This window comes from Ensifer sp. 22521 (genome assembly GCF_052044795.1).
Lineage (GTDB): Bacteria > Pseudomonadota > Alphaproteobacteria > Rhizobiales > Rhizobiaceae > Ensifer.
In genome coordinates this window covers 13,552-35,945 of sequence record NZ_JBQENM010000038.1, presented here as the reverse complement: position 1 = coordinate 35,945, position 22,394 = coordinate 13,552, and the positions used below count along the sequence as shown (strand labels likewise).

Genomic DNA, 22,394 nt, shown 5'->3' with positions numbered 1-22,394 from the left:
CGCTCGAGCGCGATGAGCGAAGGCGTTAGGGACGCGCAGCGCCCGACCTCGGTGGCGGTTTGAGAGTCTCGTGACCTCTGTTACGGAGATTTAAGATCGTGTTCAGCTACATTAGCTAAGAGACACGAAGGGGAACTGGGGGCGACACATGAGTGAATTTCAAAACAAAGCCGTTCGTTTGACGGCAGCGTGCGATGGTACGGCTGCCGCCGGCGATATCGTGGAGCGTCGAAAAAAATTCTTGGGAGCCGCTCTGGAGCTTAATCAGGCATTAGAAGCCGCGGTGATTGCTGGCAAGAGCTTACCCGTTGGCGAAAATACCATTCGATCCCCAGACCTGATTATTGGCGACCTGATGAAAGAACTGGCAGTCATTGGCCACCTCTTGGATATCGACGTTATGCAAGCCGGTCATAATACCCTTGACCGTCGGATGAGAGAAATTAGGAAGGCTTTCAAGGCGGCGTCGGTGAGAACAAGACAATCCGCGTGAAGGCTACCTGGCAATGAACGTTCGAAACCTTGTCGCCGGAAGGCGATACGCCGTACGGCCGCTCGGCCGATCGATAACAAAACGCATACGTTCCAGGACCTCTCGTGGGTCGGAGTTCTCCGGGTGGATGTCCAGCGGCGAGTGAAAAATGGCGACCGCTCCGTCGATATCGTCGTCGAGGACAAGGGGCCGGGGATCCGGAGGCGATGCACGAGAAAGTCTTCGCTCCCTTCTTTCGCCTTGAGGCTTCGCGAAACCGCGAGACCGGCGGTGTCGGTCTGGGCCTCGCAATCGCAAGAACGATCGTTCGCTACCATGGCCGCGATATCGCGTTCTCGCAGGGCGATCCCGGTTTTAGGGTTACGATCGACCTGCCGAAAAAGGTGTAGGTCTATAGCCGACAACTGGCAACTCCCCGGGCAACGGCATCAGGCTTCCAAAGTCGCGATGGGTATCGAGCACATCTGCCGGCTTATCGGTCGTAGTTCTGATCGAGCAGGCGGCAACACGCAGCCGTCAGAACCAGCGAGTTCATCCAGCCGGAGAAAATCGCATGCGCTAAAGAGGAGGATTCATCTATGGTCCATCGGCTCTTTGACGGCGCATTCATGAGCAGCGCTCATAGCCGCATGCGCTGCTCACTCCTGCATTGCCACGTTTGCAGTCCTCACAAGATGTCTTTAGATCGCCTGGTCTGTCCGTTGCGGCTTTAAGGGAACTCCCGTCTGTCCCGTGAGTTTCATTACGATCGAGTGGCATCGGATGGAGAGAAAGCGCAATGACAAATATCAAAGCCAGGGGGTTTGAGAGCCCATCGCATTTGCGGGAACACCTGGACGAACTTGAGCAGGACAGTCCCGCTGAAGATCCATCGCTGGCAGAAGCCGTTCTTCCCCCTGAGGAAGAGATCGCTGAGCTGCGCCGTGCGGTCGCCGACCTGCAGGCTCGGCTGATGACAATTCGTGAGCAGACGGAGGAGATAGATGCGCCTCCATCGCGAGGGGATCTTCACCCATGGCTTAGGATTGTTGTCACAGCTGCGACCACCTTTGTCCTCGCACGGCTCGTACAGCAGTTTCGTCTCGGCGCGCCGGGAGCCGCGGCTGTACCGATGCTCACCGCTCAACTAGACCGCAGGTTATGGTGAGGCCGTTATCAAGCTAGCCTTCATCATCGACGGCTTCGAGCGTGAGATCATCCATGCGGCGCCGTGGCCTGCACGGCAAAGGCGACATCCGTTGTGAGGAGGTCGCAGGAGCCGAAAATCCTCAAACCCACCGACGCTATCATCAAGCTAGCGGCGTCCTGTGTTTGTGGTTCCGATCTCTGGCCCTACCGCGGGCTCCAGCCGATGGGCGGGCCGGCTCATATGGGTCATGAATATTGCGGCGTGGTCGTCGAAGTCGGCGACCAGGTCAAGACGGTGAAGCCTGGCAAGTTTGTCGTGGGATCATTCTGCATCTCCGACAATAATGCCCCCATTGCCGCTTCGGGTTTCCATCCTCCGCGAACAGCGCGAGTTCATGTCCGGAGCGCAGGCGCCGTTTGCTCGAATTCCACTTGCTGACGGTACTCTGGTCGCAACGCCGGAGATGCCGTCCGAGGATCTTATTCCAAGTCTCTTGGCCGTCTCGGATGTTCTTGGTACCGGCTGGTAGCAGCAGATGCGGCACGCGTCCAGCCGGGTTCGACGGCGGTCGTCGTGGGCGACAGGGCCGTCGGGCTGATGGGTGTGCTTTCCGCCAAGCAGATGGGGGCCGAGAAGATTATCGCCATGAGCAAAAGGATGGCTGGCACGAGGCCGCCACCAAGGGCAGCTATGTTCTGTTGAAGGGGAACGATTTTCGGGAGCTCTCACTTAGGCGGGCGTGCCTGTAAGGCGAACAGGCCACGCCCATCCTCCGAGACTTTTTAACTCGAATATTTGCACCACTCGCAACGCTTCACCCGCCACATCGTGGGAAACGAGCCGGGTGCCTTCGTTCCCACGGCAAAACGCCTGCTCAGCCTCGATCCACTGCGAGAGGACACCGCGCGCTGATGCGCGTCTATGCGACGAAGGGGCAGTTCAACCTCGCCCTCGTACAATACCAGCGTCGCGCCGATACGCTGCGCAAGCAGCTCGGTGTGCAGCCCGAGAACATCGCCTACTAGGTGATAGGCGACGGCCTCTTCGACCTTGTCTACGTGCAAGGCTGGGTTTCTAATCTGGACTACGCCTGGCAGTCGCCGAGACTGTCGCGCGTTCTGCACCGTCTCGGTTCCTTCTGCCGCCTAATCCCCATTGACAAACGCGGCTCCGGTCAGTTCCCGCCAAGCGTGCTCGAACTTCGAGCTTGCAGACTGCCAGGGGGGCATGGCCTTCGTCGCAGTTACGCGCGCCAAAACCGGACCACCTGCCCTTTCAACTGTTACGATCACGCTCCGGTGCCTGTCGTCTTCTGCGATCCCGTCCGCAACCGATCTCCCGCGCGCCACTGCCTGGCTGTCGCTAGCATGAAACGATCCGGTGTGGTCGCGATTGACTGTCCCAAGAAGATGAATGTGAAAGAGGTATCGGCGCATCTTCGTACTCGAACACCGGCATGGCTTTCCACTTCTTAGCAGTTTCTAAAGTTCTTTGCGCGTGACAGTTGCGTGACGCACCCCTTGCCGCCCGGTTGCCCTGTTAGGGCGCGATCATTCTTTCATCCGTCGTGTTGAATTACGAGGCCGCCCTTGCCGTCTGATGCGGCGCCCTCAGGGGCGTGACAGTCAGAGTGGATCGAGGAACGTGTCGCCCACACCATCTACGTCCCCGCGGATCCCCGCCCGTCCGACTTCCCGACAACATCGCTGATGTTCTTGGTTACCGCTTGCGAACGAACTCGGTGCGCAGGACCAAGCCCTTGATCGCGTCGTGGCGGCAATCGATCTCTTCCGGGTTATCGGTGAGCCGAATCGACCTGATGACTGTGCCCTGCTTTAGGGTTTGGCCGGCACCCTTCACCTTTAAGTCTTTGATCAGGACCACGGAGTCTCCGTCGGCAAGAAGATTACCGGAGGCATCGCGAACCTCCGCGACCTTCGCAGCTTCCGCGGCGATTTCCGAGGCCGGCCGCCATTCGCCGGTCGCCTCGTCGTAAGTGTAGTCATCGCTCTGGTCACTCATGTTCACTCCGCTCTAGTACCCAATTTGTCTTATCGGATCACCGAGATGTTTTCGGCATCGGCTGCTAAACTCATATGTGCCTGTATCCCCGTTGCCGCGCGAAATCAAACCGCAGTTCAGCGCCGATCCACAAGCGATGCGCGAGAGCGGCGAGCAGATTCCGGGGGGAGAAATCTACGCGTTTCTCTCACAGACTGGCCGCCAAACACGCCATCACACTTCATGCGGGGTCAATCGTCGAAAAGGATGGGAGCAACTTCTACAACACGACGCTCGTATGTGGGCCGGATGGCCGACAGATTACCCGCTACCGCAAGATACATCTGTTCGATGTCGATACGCCGAACGGAACGAGCTATCGGGAATCCGATTACGTTACGCGCGGCAACGACCTCGTGACCTATAGGATTGGCGTCGCAGTCGTTGGGTGTGCGATTTGCGACGACCTGTGCTTTCCCGAACTTTTTCGGGCGCTCAGAGATCAGGGTGTGAATGTTATCGTCCTGCCTGCAGCATTCACTGAGGCAACCGGCCGGGACCACTGGGAAGTCTTGCTTCGCGCGCGCAACATCGAAACGCAGACTTATCTTCTGGCCGTCGGCCAAACCGGCTCCCACGCTCAGGGAAGAAAGCTCTGCTTGAAACACTCCCTAGCCATCGACCCATGGGGTCGTATTTTTGCTCAAAGCCCCGATAGCGTTGGGTCCAACTCTGCTACTTTGGACCTCGACTACACCAAAACTGTTCGCGCGCCATTCCCGTCGCAAATCACCGTGTCCTTTTGAGATGTGGTGAGGACTCGTTCGATCCGTGTCAGGAAATAGGCGCAACGCTTTCATTCGCGGTGCTGCTGTCGTCGAAACCGTCGATATCCGTCAGCCAGATAGTTGCGCTCACGAGAATCTGCCACTGAAGACGATCAAACGGGCGATGTATAGCAGAGCAGGCCCGGAGGGCCCGAGAGCACGCATGCTGCTGCTCAACAACAATAATCACCACACAAATTGAGGAAGACCCTCGGTCGTGTAATGGCGAGCACTTGCCCCCCTCGCGGCACGCTCCTTTTGAGCGCAAAGCGAACTGAAAAGAACTTTACGGGCTAATGCTCCTCAAAACTGCCAGAAGCTCCTGTTCACCAACAACTTGAGTGTCAGGCAATTAATTGCGACAGGCTCAACGGCCATGGATTGCCAACAGATCGGCAAAGGCCGTCGGATTGCTGGCCAGCACTGGGTGGGCCTCCAACAGAGCCTCGCCCTCGGCCGGGAAGGACAGATAGTCGCCGCCGGCTTCCTTCACCAGGCAGTAACCAGCCATGCAGTCCCAGGCGTGCATATGTGGCTCGTAATAACCGACCAGACGGCCCGCCGCGACATAGGCGAGCATCAGTGCGCCGGAGCCGTTGCGGATGAAGTTGCCGCCCATGCGGAGCAGCGCGGCGATGATCTGCCCAACCCGCTCCGGTTCTACATAGGTATTGCAGCCAATGCCGGTGATGGCGTTCTGGATGGTACGAGACGGATCGAGGTTCAATTTCTTTCCGTTGAGGCTAGCGCCTTTGCCAGCGGCCGACGCATAGAGTTCGCCGTCGCACGGCGCATGGATCATGCCGATCACCGGCATGCCGCCATGCAGAACCGCGATCGAGACACACCACGTCGACATACCGTTGACGAATGGCGCGGTACCGTCAATCGGGTCCACAACCCAGATATAGCCTGAAGCACCCTCCATGTGGCCGAATTCCTCGCCGAGGAACCCATCCTCCGGAAGCTCCGCGGCGACGCGCTCCCGGATCAGTATCTCGACGTTTCGGTCGGCAATCGAGACGACATCCTGCGGGTCGCGCTTGGTCTCGATCACCAGGGTATCGCGCTTGTTGAAGTAGTCGAGCGCGAGCGCCCCCGCCTCCTCGGCGATTGATTTCGCAAGTGCAAATCGCCGGTCGAGACCCGCTTCATGCATGCTCATAGGTCTTTCCTTTTCGTAATGAGAGAAGTGTACTTCGTGATCAATGCAATGCCCACGATTCTTCAAGCCCGGTATGACATCAGCGTTGGCCAATAAACATCGGCCGATATTGAAAGCGTGCCGACTTCGGTCTCCACCCCATGTTCGACATGGTCCCCGAGATCGGCCCTTCCGACGAGACGACCTCCGACGCTCGACCTGCTTTATGGGGGAGGTGCTGGCCCTGATCCGGGCAGTTGGCCGAAACAGACCGTGACCATGAGTAGCTAAACGCGTTTCAAGTTGAATCTGATGACCAAGTCGGTGGGCGAACGGCAGTTCTGAAAAGCGTCTTACGTTACTGAGCTTCGATCCCAATACGTGCGAAAGCTTCGCGCGGAGCATCACTGGCGCGCATGAGATCCCGCATGAGACGCGTCATTGCCTCCTCGATCTCCGGGGAACAAAGGGGCGTATTCTGCCCTGGATCATCAGCGAGGTCGTAGAGTCGGGTTTCACTCTCAAGGAGCGCGCCGGGACCGTAGTTATCGAACATGGGCGACCTCTCGATCACCGGGATCTTGAGAACGGGCGCTCCCTTCGTGAAGGACATCGGCTGTGCCAGCGAGGCTCCCGCGAGTTCCTCCGGCGTGAACGGCTGCCAGATGTGAGTCGGCATCAGCGTGTATTGAAAAAGCTCCTGAGAGCGAGGATCGGGCGGGAAGCGATGATAGGTATAGCGTCCATTCGTCACGTTGATCGCACCGCCGAAATAGCCGAACAGTGCGCCGCGCCGCAGCGAACGATCGGCGCCGAGCAGCGGCAGGAGGGAGTGCCCCTGCACCTCGGCAACAGTGTCCACGTCGAACAGATCGAGGAATGTCGGAGCGAGATCGATGGTCTGGGTCAGAGCGGACCGGCGGGTGCCGGCTCTTCCCGGCCGGCGCGGATCGTGCAGGAAGAGCGGGATGTGCACGATCTCCTCATACATATTCATCCGGTTCTTCGCCCAGAAATCGTGCTCCCCTAGCAGAAAGCCGTGATCGGTGGTGACAACGAGCGCGGTGTCGCGCCAAAGATCGTGCGCATCGAAATAGTCGAGAAGCTGTCCGATGAGGAAGTCGCAAAGCGCGATGACGGCGTAGTAGTTGGCGCGGAGTTCTTCGCATTCCTCCGGCAGCTCGTCGACCCGGCCGTAGCGCGGCCAGTCGCGAACCGGACCGTTCCAGCCCGTTCTGAATGCCTCGCGAAACCGCTCGGGCGCGGTAAAGGGTTCATGCGGGTCGAACGTCTCGATCTGCAGGAACCAGTGGTCGGCGGTTCGGTTCCGCTCGAGGAACTCCAACCCGGCGGCGAAGCAGCGCACCGATGGGAACTCCTTCTCGTCCTTGATGAACTCGCGGTTCACGATGTTGCGCCGAAACTTGTCGCGGGCCGATGGGCTGAATTGGCGCTCATGATACATCTGGCGCAAGCGCTCCCATGGTGGCTTCACCATTGCCTTCCACGGGTCGCCCTCCTGACCGCGGATGAAGTCGTAGCTGTCATATCGAGTGTGATAGGTGGCACCGCCGTCCTCGAAATAATGGAAGTGGTCGGTGACGAGGTGGCTGTAGGAGCCGGCCCGGTGCAGCAGTTCGGGAAAGGAATTGTCGAACGGCTCGAGTGGCCCCCAACTCCTGTGGAGAAAGCCGAGCCGTCCGGTCTGCAGGTCGCGGCGCGCCGGCATGCAAGGCAGGCTGCCGACATAATGGCGGTCGAACATCGCGGTGCGCTCGGCCAAGCGGGTGAAATTGGGCGTCGGCACCCGCTTTCCGCCGTACGGGGCGAGCACGTGTCGGTTGAGCGAATCAAACAGTACGAAGACGGCCTTCATCGACTCTCGGCCCTCATTCAGAGCTGCCCATGCAGCTTCTTGTGTGAGCGTTTCGAACGGTCCCCGCATTCATCGGCTGGCCGTTCCAGGGCACCGGCACCTATTTTCGCCGAAAAGAGCGCGGCCGCAACTGGATTGTACCCAGGTCCGAACACCAGCCTGCCCGCCCCCACGAGACTTCTAATCTGTGGTCCGCCTCGCTCACTATATCCCATGCACGCCTTCGACCATCGCCGAGAGCTGCTGTGTCGTCTCACCTCGGGGAGGCTGAGCCGGAGCGACCGGCGCGGCTGACGAGCATGGCGATGAAGGGCACGTCATCACCCGAGATCGTGTCGATGAGCCCGTCGGCGATCCATTGCATGAGCTCCGGCAACCGATCGCGTCCGCCGCGCCAATACTCGGCGAGAACATCTGGGCGAGGCACGTGTACGCGGTTGCTGAAGCCTTCTGCATGCAGCGCCTTCGCACCGTCGGGGCGGAACATGTCGAGCTCGATCGAGACCGAACTCGCGCTGCACGCCTTCAACACCCCGACTAGGTCGGCGTGGCGAGCATGCGTAATGGCTTCGGTCCGCAGGCCCGGATGGCGCTCGACCGCGCGCTTCAGCACCACATGGTCGAAGCTGATGACAATGACCCGGTCGACAGTTCCCGTCGATCTCAGCAAGGCTGCCACGCAATCAACAGCGATGTCCGGCCGCTCTGCCTCCTTGATCTCGAGCACAAGCCCCATGTCGTCCGCCTTCGCCCAATCGAGCGCCTCCGCCAAGGTCGGTATCTTCGTTCCGGCGAAAGCGGGATGAAACCGAACCCCCGCATCCAATTTGCGGATCTGCTCGAGGCGGAGGTCTGCCGCAAAGCCGTGTCCATCTGTCGTCCTGTCGACGGTCAGGTCGTGCAGAATGATCGGCTCACCGTCTGCGGTCAGCACGACGTCGATCTCGACCGTGGTCGCCCCTGCAGCCTTTGCTGCTTCGAATGCTGGCAGTGTGTTCTCCGGATAATGAAGGCTGTAGCCGCGGTGGCCGCAGACATGAGTACGTCCCGCGTTGCGGGCAAGGAAGCTGAAGGCCATTCGATATGCTCCTCCATGGTAACAGCGCGACTTCTCTACAAGCGCGCTCTGACTGTTTCGCGAACGACGAGTTCGACCGGGAAGTAGACGGAAATCGGCGGCAAATCGGGATCGGCGAGGCGCCGGTCGAGAATTGATACGACCTCCCGGGCAATCCGCCGGGGATCTTGCCGCAGGGTGGTCAGACGGTAGGAGGACCACGCGGCGACTGGCACATCGTCGAAGCCGATAACGGAAACGTCGTCGGGTACACGCAGGCCCGCGCCGCGAATGTGATCGAGTGTTCCGAACGCCATGAGATCATTAACGCAGAAAATCGCGTCGGGCGCCGGTCCGCTCGCCAGCAGCTGTCGCGCCGCCTCTTTTCCGCCACCATAGTCGGCGCGGCCGACCCGAACGATCTTCGTCTCGAATCTGGAAGCGGCGGCAAATTCAACAAAGGCGTGCTCGCGGGCGGAGAGGCTCGGGCTCGGATTCGCCCTGTTGATCACGGCGAAACGGGAGGCTCCAGCCATGCGCAGGGCCTCAAAGGCCTGCTGCGCGCCGTCCCTGTCATCGCAATGGACGCTGTCGAGGCCAGTCTCGGCCCTGTTCACCAATATCAGCGGCTGTCCGTTTCGTCGCGTGAGCTCGACAAGACTTGCCGGCGGCGAGCCAGAGAGGAAGATGGTCGCCTCCGCCCGATAGCGCAGCAACTGCCGGCTGGCATTCGCAACATCCTCCGATGTTGGCCCGATGTTGATGATCGCCGGCACGTTGGAGCGCTCGATCAAGGCGTACGAGAGGGCCGAAATCATCTGGGCCCGGAACGGTGTATCGGCGTCGGAGGTCACGAGTCCCACCAGCCGGCTCCGATTGGCGAGAAGCCCGCGGGCGAGATCGTTGACCTGGTATCCGAGCGCCGCAGCTGCCTCTCGCACCCGCGCCCGCGTTGCAGGTGCGATGCTTGCGCCAGGGGTGAATGCCCGCGAGACCGCCGATCGGGACACACCCGCAAGCTCGGCGACTGCCTGGGCGCTCACGAAGCGGCCCTGGTTGCTGTCTCTGGTATCCGACACTTGCTTTGACCCCGCTGGACATTCTCCGAAGCGCATTCATAATCGGGTTGCACAGCATTGCAACAACAATGACGACACGATGAAAAGCGTGCCGCGGAACGGGAGGAAATCAGGATGAATCACTGGAAAATCGGAACTGCTGCGCTTCTCTGCGCGGCATTAGCGGGCGGCAGTGCGGCGTTCCTTTCCGCGACGCCACTCTTCGCGCAAGAAACTGTGAAGCTCGAGCTCTGGTCGCGTCAGGATCCTTCGGGGCCGCTGCGCCCTGGCAATGTGGTCAAGGCTGCCGAGCGGCTGAACAAGGAACTCGAGGCCGAAGGCTCCCCCAAGCGCGTTGAGGTTGCTGTGCGCGAGAGCCCCGCCAAGGGCTTCGACGACGACGCACTGCAGCTTCTCAAGGTATTCGGCATCGGTGAAGGCCCCGATATATTCATCGCCGCACACGAATGGATCTGCGCTTTCCAGGAAGATGGCTTCGTTCTCAAGCTCGACGACTATATCTCCAAATACCCTCAACACTTCGGCACGATCTTTCCGTCGCTCTGGTCATCAGCGAAGTGTCCCGACGGCACCTACGCAATTCCGCAGGACGCCGAGGCGAGAATGTTCTTCTACAACAAGAAGCTCCTGCGCGAGGCCGGCTACGACTCTGCCTTTGTCGACGCCATGCCGGAGCGTGCGTTGTCGGGCGACCTGACGATGGACGAGGTACTGGAGATCGCCAAGCAGGTCGTCGACAAGACAAAAGCGCAATACGGTGTGCTTCACCGGCCGAACAAGGGTCCGGACTACATCATGGTCTTCCAGGCCTACGGCAGCGGCTTCGTCGATCCCGAAACCGGCAAACTGCTCCTGGAGCGCGACAAGCTCGCTGCCGCCTTCGGCTGGTTTGAACGCGGGGTGAAGGAAGGGGTCATCCCGGCCAATAACACGGCGATGGAATTCGATGCGCTGCGCAAGGAATTCTACACCGGCAACGCCGCATTCTGGATGTACGGCATCTGGGATCTCGGCAGCGTCGGGTTCCCGACCTACGGGCTGCCTCAGGACGAAAAAGCCTTCTTCGCGGATTGGGGCTGGATCGCTGGGCCTGCACCGCAGAAGGGCGGTTCACCGGTCAGTCTGACGCATCCGATCGTCTATGCGATCGCTGCCGACACGAAGGAGCCTGAACTCGCCGCCCGCCTGCTTGGCCACGCTTCGGCGGCCGACCTCAACACCGATCACGCGGTCACAACGACGCATCTCGGCATCAAACCCGAACAACTCGAAGACCCGCGTTATGCCAAGGCCTGGCCGCTCGCCAGGGCAACCGACCTGCTCAAGATCACCAAGTTCCTGCCGAACAACTCGCAGTTCGGCGAACTCAACGGCATCATCTATGCCGGAATTCAAGGCATAGAATCGGGGCGGTTGTCAGCTGAGAAAGCAGCCGATTTCGTCATCGAGGAGGCTTCGTCCACCCTCGAGGACGTGATCGTCAAATAAGTCCGATCGGTCTCGAGTCGTCGACCCGGCCGCCCGGGTCGGCGGCTGCGAGGTCCGCCGTAAGAGCTAATCGATGACGACGATAGCAGATGAACTCACGATCGAGCGGCGCGGCCATGCGGGGTCGGCGGCGCGCAGGCGCACGAACTTCGTGATCTTTCTCGGCCCGGCGATCGTCCTGACGGTCCTCTTCTTCGTCGTCCCCGTGATCATCGATATAGCTGTGTCGTTTACCGACCTCAGCCGCTCGCTCCGCATCAGCGAGTTCACTACCGAGCAGTACGAGAAGGTCCTTCGAACTGATCGCCGGTTGTCGCAGGTCATTGGGCTGACCTTCATCTACGTCTTCGGCACGCTCGCGATCTTCAACGTGACCTTTGGCCTGATCCTCGCCATCACCACCACGGCGATTAGGAATGTATCCGGCAGCTTCTTCCGGGGCGTGTGGCTGCTACCGCGGATGAGCCCGTCAGTCCTCTACATCCTGCTCTGGCTCTGGGCGGTGAGCCCCACCGAAGCTGGCCTCGTAAACCAGGTCCTGATGCAGGCGTTCGGGCTCGACGCGCCGCTTGACCTTTTGACCTCGGCGCCGGTCGCGCTCATCATCATCTCGAACGGGTTCATCGGCGCTTCGATGGGCATGATCATCTTCACCGCCGCGATCCGCGGGATCCCGGAGCACCTGTTCCACGCCGCGGCAGTGGACGGCGCCGGGACCTTCGCAAAGATCCGCTTCATCACCCTGCCGGCGCTGCGCTGGCCGATCAGCTTTGTGACGATCTACCAGACACTTTCGCTGCTGGTCAGCTTCGAATACATCCTGCTCCTCACCAAGGGCGGTCCGTTCTACGACACGACTGTCTATGCACTCTACGTCTACCGCCGCGCCTTCGAAAGCGGCCAATATGGCTACGGAGCCGCGCTGGCACTTTTTCTCATCGTCATCGGCGTAGTCGTCGCGCTCATCGGCTGGCGCTTCTTTGATATGGAGCGCCTGCTGCAGCGCCCGCGCATCGAGGTGCATTGAGATGGCCGCGCAAGCGATCCCCGAGCTGTCCACGGCGGCATCCGAACCGCCAGTCGATTGGGATGCAGTGGCAGCGCGGGCGCGTGGCGTTCGGCGCGCCAAGGCGGTCGTCCTCTACGCGTTCCTGATCGCCGTGTCGCTGCCGATCATCCTCCCCTATTTCTGGCTCGTCACGATCGCCTTCTCGGCCAGGACCGGCGTTGCCGAGACGGCGGTTCTGTGGCGCTCGATGGCCGTGGTCGTTCCGGCCGTCGTCGCTTTCTGGCTCACTGCCGCGCTCGCGCAAAGCCGGCGCCAGTTATGGATCGGCCTCACCGCAGTCGCCGCGATCGCCATCTTCGCCTTTGCCGTGCTGGTCGGCCCCGACCTGCACCTCGGCAATTTCATCTTCCTGTGGGAGCCGGACTTCGCCTCGGTGGTGAGGTCGCGGATCGGCGAAGTCAAAGGCGCGGTCCAGTTTCCCAATGTCTGGCATGCCTTCGGCAACTCGATCCTGATCGCCGGCACACAGACTGCCATCGTCGTCACCGTCGCCTCATTGGCAGCCTATTACCTGTCGCGCTTCCAGTTCCCCGGCCGCTCCTCGATGCTGCGCTCGCTTCTGGTGCTCCATGCTTTCCCGGTGCTGACGCTAATCGTGCCCATGTTCCTGATGCTCTACTGGATCGGGCTGCTCGACACGCTTTCCGGCGTGATACTTGTGCTTGTCGCCTTCGAACTGCCGTTTGCGATTTTCATCATGAAGGGCTTCTTCGACGCAGTCCCATGGGACATCGAGATGAGCGCGCTGACCGACGGCGCGTCGCGACGGCAGGCATTCGTGAGCGTGGTGCTGCCTCAGGTCAGGAACGGCATCCTCGCCATCGCAGTGTTCACCTTCATCCGCGGCTGGGAAGAATACATCTTCGTGTTCACGTTCCTGATCAGGAACAGCAATTGGACAATGAGCCTCTACATGTACTGGGTGCGCGATGATGTCATGGGAGTGGACTACGGCGTCGTCTCTGCGGTCGGAGTTTTCTACCTTGTCCCGAGTCTCATCCTCTACATGGCCGCGCAGCGGTATCTCATGCAGATGTCGATCGGCGGCGTGAAAGGCTGAGAAGATGGCGAAGATCGAGTTCCGTAACGTGGTGAAGCGCTTCGGCGCCGTCGAGGTGATCCCCGATATGAACCTCGTCATTGAGGACGGCGAGTTCGTCGCACTTCTCGGCCCCTCCGGCTGCGGCAAGTCGACGAGCCTGTTCATGCTCGCCGGTATCTATCTTCCGAGCGGCGGCGAGCTCCTCTTTGACGGCCATATCGTCAACGAAGTAGAGGCACGCGACCGGAATGTCGGCATCGTCTTTCAATCCTACGCGCTCTACCCGCACATGAGCGTGCGCGACAACATCCTGTTTCCATTGCGCTTCAAGAAAACGCCACGCGACGAAGCTCTCGCGAAGGTGAAGACCGCCGCGGACCTTGTCCGTGTTGCGGAACTGATGGACCGTCGTCCCAGCGAGCTTTCCGGTGGCCAGCAGCAGCGCGTCGCCCTTGCACGCGCCCTCGTGAAGGAGCCGCAGTTGCTGCTCCTCGACGAGCCGCTCTCCAATCTAGACGCTTCGCTTCGCCTTTCGATGCGCACCGAGATCAAGTCGCTGCACGCGCAACTCGGCGTGACGACCGTCCTCGTCACGCATGATCAGATCGAGGCGACGACAATGGCCGACCGTATCATCTGCATGCGCGCCGGCCGGATCGAGCAGGTCGGGACGCCGGACGACCTCTATCTCAGGCCATCGAGCCTGTTCGTTGCCGGCTTCATCGGCTCGCCGCCCATCAACCTCATTGCCGGCGAAGCCGAGGCCGGAACGATCACCGTGAATGGCGCCAGATTTCCGGTCGAGGGCGCGTCCGGGGCGCTGACAGTCGGGCTGAGGGCGGAGCACCTCAGAATCGGCGATACCGGCTTCGCCGGCCGTATCGTGCAGATCGAGCCGATGGGCCGGGAGATCCTCTATGTCGTCGAAACCGGCATGGGCGCCGTGCGCGTGCTTGAACAGGGTTCGTCCGCCGGGCACTCGACTGGCGAGCAGGTAAAGATCGGTTTCCTGCCCGAGAACTCGCTTGTGTTCGAGACGGCGCGACAGAAGCTCATTGGGGGCGCGCATGTTCGTGCACCGGCGTGACATGATCGAGCGACAGCCGCCCCATTTCTCGGTGGGGAGAGGAGAAGGGCGCGCCAGTGGCAGCGTTTGAGACGAGCAACCAGACGTCGAACGCGCCGGTGGCCGTCGAGGGCCCATATGGCCCTGTCCGGCTCAAGTGGCACAAACTGCGCACGCACCTCGCCGACGCGCCCTTCAAGCGGTCGAACCTCGCCCTCGGCTGGCAGCTCGGCGCGAGCCTCGAGGTAGACATACTCGGCACCGCCGATGGCCGCTTCGCCGTTCTCCACGATGCGACGCTCGGTCCATCGACGACCGGCCGCGGCCGCGTTCCGCGCACGCCGATCGCATCGATGGCGGGGCTTTTTCACCGGGACGCAGCAGGCGCCCCCGATCCCGATGCGCCGGTCGTGTCGCTCGCCGACCTCGTGGCCCCGCTTCCAAGACTACCGAGAGCGCCATCGGCCAACCTTCAGCTCGATCTCAAGCTGCTCGAAGGACACAGGCTTCCGGATTCGGCGGTCACCGATGCCGCAGCGGCCGTCGCCGGGCTAGCGGACGCAATCGTCGTCGGTTCACATCATCTGGATGATGCACGCCGTCTCGCCGCGGCCATTCCCGGAGCCCGGCTCGGCTACGATCCGATGCTGGCGGTTTCCCGCCAGCGAGACCTGCGCGACCCAGAGCGGTTGCTGCGCCACATCGAGCGGCGCAGCACCGGCGTGAGTCTTGCCTACCTCCGGTTCGACGCCATTGTTGCCGCAGAAAACCAGGGCTTTCCCCTCGTTGCGCGCCTGCTCGACCTCGGCATTGAGACGGACGCCTGGACGGTCAATCCAGGTCGGGACATCAATGACCCCATCCTGCGTACGATCGTGGGGGCGAAAGTGCGCCAGATCACGACCGATGTTCCGAGTGAGATCTTCCGCCTGATCCGTTCGCTTTGAGCACGGCTCACCGGAGCGGGTTGGATGCTCCACAGGTTCTAGCCACCTGAAAGAGCCGGCTCAAAATCCCTCGCCTCGAGCCCGTTCGCGAGCGCTTGACCGGCTAAAAGGCTCACCGCAGGAGGGCTTCTAGCCCCGCCTTCGCCGACCGGAAAGGAGGTGCTGCGCTCCAAGCTGATGATAGTACGTGGTCTGTGTAAAAATCCGACGTTTTCGCGGGTATCGAGTTCCCACTGATACCGCTGCTGATTGCCTTCAAGAAGTCGCCGCAACGCCCGGAGCGTCCAACGAATACACTTCCGGCTCATGATTAGCGGGCAGACTTGACGTACTTCCTGACGGCTTTCGCCACATCTTCATCGGTGGCGAACTCACCCCGGTCGGCCTCGGTCAACCCGGCCTCAATCTCGGCAAGCTGCCATTCCTGCTGCTCAACGAAAGCTTCGATGGCCGCTGCAGCCATATAAGAGCGGGACCGATCCAGCTTCTCAGCGAGCTGATCTAGCTTACTCGCGGTTTCATCTTTTACACGCACGGTAAACGCAGCGGTCATGGGATCTAACCTTCCTTGGTCACTTTGATTATCGATGAACCGCACTGGTGCGTCAATTTTCAAGAATCTTCTTCAAAGCATCCGCTACGCGACTGATTCATCGGTTTTTTCTGTGCTTAGAAACGTCCTGGTGAAGCCTGTAGCTCAATGGTTTGAGCCGTCGGCTCATGACCGACTGGTTGCAGGTTCGCGTCCTGCCGGGCCCACCATACAACCTCGCCTTTTGTTCTAAGGCGCTCCGCGCATGCCCTCGCCTTTCAGCGCCGTCATCGCGACAATGACGGACCAGCAAACAACCCTGCCCAAAAAAGCCTTCGCTAGCTAATGTTTCCGTCAAGACCTTGATATTTTGGGTATGTCAGCCACAGATGAAATGTCTGTGAAGTCGAACGCTCAGACGCCCGGCCCTTCCTCTTGTCGTCTAAGAGGAAGGGCTTTTTGCGTTCTTATCTTCCAGGCGAGATTGTGGCTTTGGGCCCGAAAAAACTTCCTAACCTCTCGCCTTGAAGGGGTACGAACCGCCGAACGCCAAAGAAATGGCTCGCCGTATTCACTCGGCGCCGAACTCGAAGGGCCAGATCTGGGCGCCATGCAGGATGCGCAGAATGCGAATCCTGTCCGCTGTCACCATGTAAGCGGCGATGTAGGGAGTGCGCGGAATTACCAGCTCCAGGGTCAACTCGACCGGGACGGTTTAGACACCATCCGGTGGCGCAAAGAAGCAGTTCGCGTCGTACTCGTTGAAGACAGATGTGATACTTGCCTCCTCAGAGGACAGTCCCCGCACCGGTGCTCGGCCCCTGGTAAGAGATTTTTTTGCCGCTGTCGTGGTCCCAGCTTGACGCCGAAATCGGAGCACCCAATATTTTTTCCTGTCTTCTTTTCATCCCCATGTGTATGTGAAGGAGGAACCAATGTTCATTGCGGAAATGCCATGGTCCGTGCCGCTCACCGTTCGATTCCAGAACGGCACGAGCCACATCTTCTCATCTGTCTCCGATGCTCTTGATTTCCTCGAAAACGAGTGGCCACTTCGTCGTGGACAGCGCTACGAGCGCGCGGTCAAGACCTGTCGAGGCGCCCTTCATCGGACGACTCCAGTCGCCGTCGCGCGGGAGGCGTTCATCGCTGCTTGCCTTGAAGCCGACCTGCCAGTCACGCTCGAGCACGTGACGGCGCCTCAAGAGAACCGCGGCAACGGCCCAAGGGCCGCTTGATAGTCACCAAGGATTGCGGCGAACGATACTGNCCGCGCGTTTGCATGAAATTCGCCGCCTGACTGTCATCTCCGCAATTCAGATCGCGAAATCATGGATGAGTTCAGGATGGGCAATGCTGAGGAGTTAGGTTTGGTCGAATGCGGACGCTGACCATACGCCCCGGTTGATGGCCCTATGCAGGTGAAAGGACCGTAGATGTGCCGCTAGGGTATTTCCGGGGATAGAGAACGGGAACACGGCGCTCAGCGCCAGCTTTGGAAACAGGAGCGACGCTCCAGCGGGCCTCGAACAAAGGATGCGGACGCGCAGGCCGCCAATGCATCAGACGATCGATGGTCGGTAGGGCCGAGCTGCTTCCATAACAGGCGGTCCGCTCGCATCCTTTGTCTGGGATCGTTCACAACGACACCGTGCCTCGCCGGAGTAGAAATTATCTTGACAGAACACGAAAGTCGAAATCTTATTGTAAAGCGCTTTAGTAAATCGGTTTACAACGGCAAGGGATGGAGCCAAGGTGACCACACAACGCGTCACAAGCCTCAAGGATGTAGCCCGGGCGGCCGGCGTTTCAGTGACGACGGTGTCGCGGCTGCTAAACGGATCGCTCGACCTGCCCTTCGAAACAAAGAAGCGGATCTCGGATGCGATCCGCGACCTCAATTACCAGCCCAATCCGCATGCCCGCCGGCTCAGCCGCGGTCGTTCCGATACGATCGGCCTTGTCGTTCCGGATATCGCCAACCCGTTCTTCGCGACGCTCGTGGCGGCGGTCGAAGAAGAAGCGGATACCCGGGGGCTTGCCGTCTCCCTTTACGCGACACTGAACCGGGCCGGTCGCGAGGTCGCCTATCTCCAGCTGATCGAGCGCAATCACGTCGATGGCCTGATCTTCGTCACCAACCACCCGGATGACGGTCAACTCGCCACGCTGATAAACAGAACCGGCAAAGTGATAATCGCCGACGAAGACGTTCCGGGTGCGCAGGCGCCGAAGCTGTTCTGCGATAACGAGCTGGGCGGCTATCTGGCAGGCCGGCATCTGGCCGAATTCGGGCACAGGGATGTGCTGTTCGTCGGCGGCCCGGAAGCGATGATCAGTTCGCGTCGGCGCCTCAACGGCCTTGTACGGGCGCTGTGCGGCGCGTTTGGCGAGGATTTCCGGCTTTCAAAATACGCCGGCGACTACACCGTGGCTTTCGGACGGCAGGCGGCAAAGCGCTTCATCGAGGAAGGTCGCCCGGCAACGGCGATCTTCGCCAGCTCGGACGAGATCGCCATCGGGATGATCGAGGTCTTCCATGACCAGGGGGTGTCGATCCCGGACGATGTCTCGGTCATCGGCTTCGACGATGTCGGCCCGCTCCACCTTTTTGGTCCGCCTATGACCGCCATTCGCCAGCCGGTCCGCGCGATCGGCGAGCGCGCCGTTTCCCTTCTTCTCGAAACAAACTGGCAGGGCAAGCAAGCTCCCGTCGAAGAGCTGCTGCCAGTCGAAATCGTCGTGCGGAAATCCGTTGCTCCGCCTGCGAAACGATAAATCACGCAATGGAGAACCAACAGAGGATGAGAACATGAACTGGACTTTGAAACGCAGGACTTTTGTCGCCACGCTTGGGCTCACGGCATTGACGACCCTCGGCGCGGCTCTCTCGCCGGCCCTGGCCGCCGAAAAGACCTTTGCACTCGTGCAAATCAACCAGCAGGCGCTTTTCTTCAATCAGATGAACGAAGGTGCGCAGAAGGCAGCCGATGCTGCCGGCGCGAAGCTCGTCATCTTCAATGCCAACAACGATCCGGCCGCACAGAACAGCGCGATCGAGACCTATATCCAGCAGAAGGTTGACGGCATCGCGGTCGTCGCTATCGACGTCAATGGCATCATGCCGGCCGTCAATCAGGCGGCCGAAGCCGGGATCCCCGTCGTTGCCATCGACGCGATCCTTCCGAATGGCCCGCAAAAGGCGCAGATCGGCGTCGACAATGCCAAGGCGGGCGCCGACATGGGCAAGTTCTTCCTCGACTACATCAAGGCCAATGCCGACGGCAAAGCCAAAGTTGGTGTCGTCGGCGCGCTCAACTCCTTCATTCAGAACGTTCGCCAGGAGGGGTTTGAAAAGACGATCAAGGGTGTCGACGGCATCAGCTCGGCCGGCGTCGTTGATGGACAGAACGTGCAGGACAACGCGCTCGCCGCCGCAGAGAACCTGATTACCGGCAATCCTGACCTGACCGCGATCTATGCGACGGGCGAGCCGGCCCTGATGGGTGCCATCGCGGCGGTTGAAAGCCAGAGCAAGCAGGATAGCGTCAAGGTCTTCGGTTGGGACCTGACGGCCCAGGCGATCGCGGGCATCGACGCCGGCTACGTCACCGCCGTGATCCAGCAGGATCCGGCCGCCATGGGTGCCGCTGCCATCGACGCGTTGAAGAAGGTATCCGACGGCGGTAGCGTCGAGAAGACCATCTCCGTGCCGGTAACGATCGTCACCAAGGACAACGTCGAGCCATATCGGGCGATCTTCAAATGATGACGAGTGAAAGACAGCATCCTCCCGCTGTCGCTGGTGTCGGGGGGGCTCTGCCCTCCCGCACCGGTGCCAGTCCCCGCGTGTCCCTCAAGGGGATCGTCAAGACGTTCGGATCGCACCAGGCACTGCGTGGCGTTGACCTCGACATCTATCCCGGCGAATGCCTTGGCCTCGTCGGCGACAATGCCGCCGGCAAATCGACGCTGACCAAGGTGATCTCGGGAACCTACATCCCCGATGGCGGGACCATTACTCTGGAAGGCGAGGAGGTTCGGTTTTCGGGGCCTGCTGATGCCCGCAACCGCAATATTGAAATGGTCTTTCAGGATTTGAGCCTTTGCGACCACATCGATGTGGTCGGCAATCTCTTTCTCGGTCGGGAAATCAGCAAAGGGCCATTTCTCGACACGAAGACCATGCTCGCAGAAGCCCGCAAGATGCTCGACGCTCTGGAAATCCGCATTCCGCGGCTGACCGGCAAGGTCGCTCAACTCTCGGGCGGACAGCGCCAGGCGATCGCGATTGCGCGTGCCGCTTCGTTCAATCCGAAGGTTCTGATCATGGATGAGCCCACCTCGGCGCTTGCCGTTGCGGAGGTCGAAGCGGTGCTCGCGCTCATCAACCGCGTCAAGGCGAAGGGCGTGTCCGTCATCCTGATCACCCATCGCCTCCAGGACCTGTTCCGCGTCTGCGACCGCATTGCCGTCATGTACGAAGGCACCAAGGTGGCCGAGCGCGAAATCGGCAAGACCAACCTGGAAGACCTCGTCAAGCTGATCGTCGGGGAAGGAGCCAAGCAATGACGGCCTACACCGAACGCGCAAAGGGCTCACCGGCGGCAGACTTCCTTTCGGAGAATGCCCAGGTCCTGTCGATCGCCTTCTTTTTCCTGGCCTGCGTGGTCTTCTTCGCGGCCACAACCGACACCTTCATGACGCTCGGTAATATTCTGAACGTCATCCGCCAGGCAGCGCCGATCCTCATCGTCGCGGTCGCCATGACACTGGTGATCATCACCGGCGGCATCGACCTTTCTGTCGGTTCGCAGGTCGCCCTGGTCAATGCCGTCGCGGCGATCGTCTTGGCGATGGGCTATCCCTGGCCTCTCGTCGTCGTCGCGATGCTCTTCTTCGGCGCCTTTCTCGGCTTCGTGCAGGGATGGTTCACCGCCTATCAGGGTATTCCGGCCTTCATTGTCACACTTGCCGGCCTGTCGATCCTGCGCGGATTGGCGCTCTATCTGACGCAGGGCTACTCGATCCCGATCAAGGATGCCCCGGGCTTCTTCATGCTCGGCCGAGGCGAATTGCTGGGCATTCCGATGCCTGCCCTGATCGCGGTTGCGGTCGCGGTCGCCGGCTATGTCGTCATATCCTCGACCAAATACGGCCGCCAGGTCGTCGCCGTCGGGTCCAACATGGAGGCGGCTCGCCGCGTCGGCATGCCGGCAAAATGGGTGATCGCCTCGGTCTATATGATCGCCGGGGTTGCCTGCGCCCTTGCCGGTCTGCTGATCGCAGCGCGCCTCGGCTCCGGCTCGTCGAATGCGGCCGTCGGCTTCGAACTGCAGGTCATCGCCGCGGTGGTGCTGGGCGGAACGTCGCTGATGGGTGGCCGCGGCACGATCCTCGGGACCGTCCTCGGCACCATGACGATCGCGGTCATCGGCAACGGCCTGATCCTCATGCACATCTCGCCGTTCTTCACGCAGATCGTTACCGGCGCGATCATTCTCGTCGCGATCTGGCTCAACACGCGGATCTTCACCGCCAACTTTCGCTTCGGCGGCAAGAAGAGATGACCGTAATGAGCAAGGAACTGTCAGAAGGACACGTGCAGTCCGGCAAGGTGATGACGGTGACCGGCGCGATCGATGCGAGCGAACTCGGCGTTACGCTGATGCACGAGCATATCCTCAACGATTGCCGCTGCTGGTGGCACGCGCCGAAAACCAAGGAGCGTCAGTATCTCGCCGAAGGCTTCGTCTGCATGGAGATTCTCGGCGAGCTTCGCCAGGATCCCTTCGTCAACAAGCACAACATCACGCTCGACGACGAACCCTTGGCGATCGCCGAATTGCGGGCTTTCGCTACCGAAGGGGGCCGCACGGTCGTGGAACCCACCTGCAATGGCATTGGCCGAAACCCGGTCGCCTTGCAGCGGATCTCCAAGGCGACCGGCCTCAACATCGTCATGGGGGCCGGATACTATCTTGCCTCCTCGCATCCGGCCGAGGTCGCCGACATGAGTATCGACCAGATCGCCGACGGGATCGTCCGCGAGGCAATCGACGGTGTCGACGGCACGGGCGTGAAAATCGGGCTGATCGGCGAGATCGGCGTATCCGCCGATTTCACTCCGGCGGAAGAAAAGTCGTTGCGCGGAGCCGCTCGGGCGCAGGTTCGCACCGGCCTGCCGCTGATGGTGCACCTGCCTGGCTGGTTCCGGCTCGGACACCGGGTCCTCGACGTCGTCGCCGAGGAAGGGGCAGATCTCCGCCACACCGTACTCTGCCACATGAACCCGTCGCACGACGACCACGCCTACCAGAGCGAACTCGCCGAACGCGGGGCCTTCATCGAGTACGACATGATCGGCATGGACTTCTTCTATGCCGATCAACAGGTGCAATGCCCGAGCGACGAAGAGGCCGCGCGGGCGATCGTAAGGCTGGTGGAGGCCGGTCATATGGACCGCCTCCTGCTTTCGCACGACGTGTTCCTGAAGATGATGCTCAGCCACTACGGAGGCAATGGCTATGCCTATGTGCTCCGCCACTTCCTGCCGCGTCTCAAACGACACGGGCTGGACGACGGCGCGCTCGACAGAATGATGCGGGACAATCCCCGCTCGGTGTTCCAAACCGGGGCCTGAC

The 22,394-nt window shown here is 60.6% G+C and carries 23 protein-coding genes, 1 tRNA gene and 2 pseudogenes; 18 read left to right on the top strand and 8 right to left on the bottom strand.

What is annotated here, in order from left to right; translation table 11 throughout:
- Nucleotides 1-148 precede the first annotated feature (148 nt).
- From ACTJKE_RS33605 to ACTJKE_RS33585, 5 genes and pseudogenes are all read left to right on the top strand, one after another.
- Nucleotides 149-493 (top strand): hypothetical protein, encoded by a 345-nt coding sequence (locus ACTJKE_RS33605; RefSeq protein WP_440639327.1) that lies wholly within the window; start codon nucleotides 149-151, stop codon nucleotides 491-493.
- Between the two features lie 206 nt (nucleotides 494-699).
- Nucleotides 700-882 (top strand): ATP-binding protein, encoded by a 183-nt coding sequence (locus ACTJKE_RS33600; protein ID WP_440639325.1) that lies wholly within the window; start codon nucleotides 700-702, stop codon nucleotides 880-882.
- Between the two features lie 389 nt (nucleotides 883-1,271).
- Nucleotides 1,272-1,640, top strand: a complete 369-nt coding sequence (locus ACTJKE_RS33595; RefSeq protein WP_058330217.1) for a hypothetical protein — start codon at nucleotides 1,272-1,274, stop codon at nucleotides 1,638-1,640.
- Between the two features lie 53 nt (nucleotides 1,641-1,693).
- Nucleotides 1,694-2,276: pseudogene (locus ACTJKE_RS33590) on the top strand (alcohol dehydrogenase catalytic domain-containing protein); the annotation flags it as partial.
- A 257-nt stretch (nucleotides 2,277-2,533) separates the two neighbouring features.
- Nucleotides 2,534-2,647 carry a BTAD domain-containing putative transcriptional regulator gene (locus ACTJKE_RS33585; protein ID WP_280938130.1) on the top strand — a complete coding sequence of 38 codons (114 nt, stop codon included), beginning with the start codon at nucleotides 2,534-2,536 and terminating at the stop codon, nucleotides 2,645-2,647.
- Between the two features lie 120 nt (nucleotides 2,648-2,767).
- Here the strand turns inward: ACTJKE_RS33585 and ACTJKE_RS33580 are convergent, their stop codons facing one another.
- Nucleotides 2,768-3,058 carry a DUF6894 family protein gene (locus tag ACTJKE_RS33580; RefSeq protein ID WP_058330216.1) on the bottom strand — a complete coding sequence of 97 codons (291 nt, stop codon included), beginning with the start codon at nucleotides 3,056-3,058 and terminating at the stop codon, nucleotides 2,768-2,770.
- Between the two features lie 283 nt (nucleotides 3,059-3,341).
- Nucleotides 3,342-3,644: an alkylphosphonate utilization protein gene (locus ACTJKE_RS33575; protein ID WP_440639322.1), complete on the bottom strand. Its 303-nt coding sequence runs from the start codon at nucleotides 3,642-3,644 to the stop codon at nucleotides 3,342-3,344.
- 74 nt (nucleotides 3,645-3,718) lie between these two features.
- Between ACTJKE_RS33575 and ACTJKE_RS33570 the strand changes: the two genes are divergently transcribed.
- A complete protein-coding gene (locus ACTJKE_RS33570) occupies nucleotides 3,719-4,429 on the top strand; it encodes a nitrilase-related carbon-nitrogen hydrolase (protein WP_440639320.1) in 711 nt (236 codons plus the stop codon).
- Nucleotides 4,430-4,817: 388 nt separating this feature from the next.
- Here the strand turns inward: ACTJKE_RS33570 and ACTJKE_RS33565 are convergent, their stop codons facing one another.
- The 4 genes from ACTJKE_RS33565 to ACTJKE_RS33550 form a co-directional block, all read right to left on the bottom strand.
- A complete protein-coding gene (locus ACTJKE_RS33565) occupies nucleotides 4,818-5,615 on the bottom strand; it encodes an inositol monophosphatase family protein (protein WP_058329227.1) in 798 nt (265 codons plus the stop codon).
- A gap of 337 nt (nucleotides 5,616-5,952) precedes the next feature.
- Nucleotides 5,953-7,470: a sulfatase gene (locus ACTJKE_RS33560; RefSeq protein WP_058329226.1), complete on the bottom strand. Its 1,518-nt coding sequence runs from the start codon at nucleotides 7,468-7,470 to the stop codon at nucleotides 5,953-5,955.
- 253 nt (nucleotides 7,471-7,723) lie between these two features.
- A complete protein-coding gene (locus ACTJKE_RS33555) occupies nucleotides 7,724-8,548 on the bottom strand; it encodes a glycerophosphodiester phosphodiesterase (protein WP_440661789.1) in 825 nt (274 codons plus the stop codon).
- Between the two features lie 35 nt (nucleotides 8,549-8,583).
- Nucleotides 8,584-9,537 carry a LacI family DNA-binding transcriptional regulator gene (locus tag ACTJKE_RS33550; protein WP_440693680.1) on the bottom strand — a complete coding sequence of 318 codons (954 nt, stop codon included), beginning with the start codon at nucleotides 9,535-9,537 and terminating at the stop codon, nucleotides 8,584-8,586.
- A 183-nt stretch (nucleotides 9,538-9,720) separates the two neighbouring features.
- On the opposite strand from ACTJKE_RS33550, the gene ACTJKE_RS33545 reads away from it, so the two are divergent.
- The 5 genes from ACTJKE_RS33545 to ACTJKE_RS33525 all read left to right on the top strand — a co-directional run bounded on the left by ACTJKE_RS33545 (nucleotide 9,721) and on the right by ACTJKE_RS33525 (nucleotide 15,218).
- A complete protein-coding gene (locus ACTJKE_RS33545) occupies nucleotides 9,721-11,094 on the top strand; it encodes an ABC transporter substrate-binding protein (RefSeq protein ID WP_065375125.1) in 1,374 nt (457 codons plus the stop codon).
- A gap of 73 nt (nucleotides 11,095-11,167) precedes the next feature.
- The gene (locus tag ACTJKE_RS33540; RefSeq protein WP_440693678.1) at nucleotides 11,168-12,121 is read left to right on the top strand and encodes a carbohydrate ABC transporter permease; all 954 of its coding nucleotides are present in this window, start codon (nucleotides 11,168-11,170) and stop codon (nucleotides 12,119-12,121) included.
- A gap of 1 nt (nucleotide 12,122) precedes the next feature.
- Complete coding sequence (locus ACTJKE_RS33535; RefSeq protein ID WP_057251588.1) at nucleotides 12,123-13,223, top strand: carbohydrate ABC transporter permease; 1,101 nt, start codon at nucleotides 12,123-12,125, stop codon at nucleotides 13,221-13,223.
- A gap of 4 nt (nucleotides 13,224-13,227) precedes the next feature.
- A complete protein-coding gene (locus ACTJKE_RS33530) occupies nucleotides 13,228-14,292 on the top strand; it encodes an ABC transporter ATP-binding protein (RefSeq protein ID WP_440693676.1) in 1,065 nt (354 codons plus the stop codon).
- Nucleotides 14,293-14,348: 56 nt separating this feature from the next.
- On the top strand, nucleotides 14,349-15,218 hold the full coding sequence (locus ACTJKE_RS33525; RefSeq protein WP_440693674.1) for a glycerophosphodiester phosphodiesterase: 870 nt from the start codon (nucleotides 14,349-14,351) through the stop codon (nucleotides 15,216-15,218).
- 310 nt (nucleotides 15,219-15,528) lie between these two features.
- Here ACTJKE_RS33525 and ACTJKE_RS33520 read toward each other — a convergent pair whose 3' ends face one another.
- Nucleotides 15,529-15,771 (bottom strand): CopG family ribbon-helix-helix protein, encoded by a 243-nt coding sequence (locus ACTJKE_RS33520; RefSeq protein WP_440639308.1) that lies wholly within the window; start codon nucleotides 15,769-15,771, stop codon nucleotides 15,529-15,531.
- A 134-nt stretch (nucleotides 15,772-15,905) separates the two neighbouring features.
- Here ACTJKE_RS33520 and ACTJKE_RS33515 point away from each other — a divergent pair.
- Nucleotides 15,906-15,980: transfer RNA gene (locus tag ACTJKE_RS33515), tRNA-Ile, on the top strand.
- 341 nt (nucleotides 15,981-16,321) lie between these two features.
- Here the strand turns inward: ACTJKE_RS33515 and ACTJKE_RS33510 are convergent.
- A pseudogene (locus ACTJKE_RS33510) lies at nucleotides 16,322-16,447 on the bottom strand (type II toxin-antitoxin system mRNA interferase toxin, RelE/StbE family); the annotation flags it as partial.
- Between the two features lie 238 nt (nucleotides 16,448-16,685).
- Here ACTJKE_RS33510 and ACTJKE_RS33505 point away from each other — a divergent pair.
- The 6 genes from ACTJKE_RS33505 (at nucleotide 16,686) to ACTJKE_RS33480 (ending at nucleotide 22,393) form a co-directional block, all read left to right on the top strand.
- Nucleotides 16,686-16,988 (top strand): DUF982 domain-containing protein, encoded by a 303-nt coding sequence (locus ACTJKE_RS33505; RefSeq protein ID WP_440639306.1) that lies wholly within the window; start codon nucleotides 16,686-16,688, stop codon nucleotides 16,986-16,988.
- Nucleotides 16,989-17,505: 517 nt separating this feature from the next.
- Nucleotides 17,506-18,528 carry a LacI family DNA-binding transcriptional regulator gene (locus ACTJKE_RS33500; RefSeq protein WP_058329217.1) on the top strand — a complete coding sequence of 341 codons (1,023 nt, stop codon included), beginning with the start codon at nucleotides 17,506-17,508 and terminating at the stop codon, nucleotides 18,526-18,528.
- A gap of 34 nt (nucleotides 18,529-18,562) precedes the next feature.
- Entirely contained in the window at nucleotides 18,563-19,519 is a 957-nt protein-coding gene (locus tag ACTJKE_RS33495; RefSeq protein ID WP_440639304.1) for a substrate-binding domain-containing protein, read from the top strand.
- Complete coding sequence (locus ACTJKE_RS33490; protein ID WP_058329234.1) at nucleotides 19,519-20,322, top strand: ATP-binding cassette domain-containing protein; 804 nt, start codon at nucleotides 19,519-19,521, stop codon at nucleotides 20,320-20,322. The genes ACTJKE_RS33495 and ACTJKE_RS33490 overlap by 1 nt, the downstream gene beginning before the upstream one ends.
- Nucleotides 20,319-21,320, top strand: coding sequence for an ABC transporter permease (locus ACTJKE_RS33485; RefSeq protein WP_440639302.1), 1,002 nt, complete (start codon nucleotides 20,319-20,321; stop codon nucleotides 21,318-21,320). Before ACTJKE_RS33490 ends, ACTJKE_RS33485 begins: the two co-directional genes overlap by 4 nt.
- A 5-nt stretch (nucleotides 21,321-21,325) precedes the next feature.
- The gene (locus ACTJKE_RS33480; RefSeq protein WP_440639300.1) at nucleotides 21,326-22,393 is read left to right on the top strand and encodes a phosphotriesterase family protein; all 1,068 of its coding nucleotides are present in this window, start codon (nucleotides 21,326-21,328) and stop codon (nucleotides 22,391-22,393) included.
- Nucleotide 22,394: the final 1 nt, after the last annotated feature.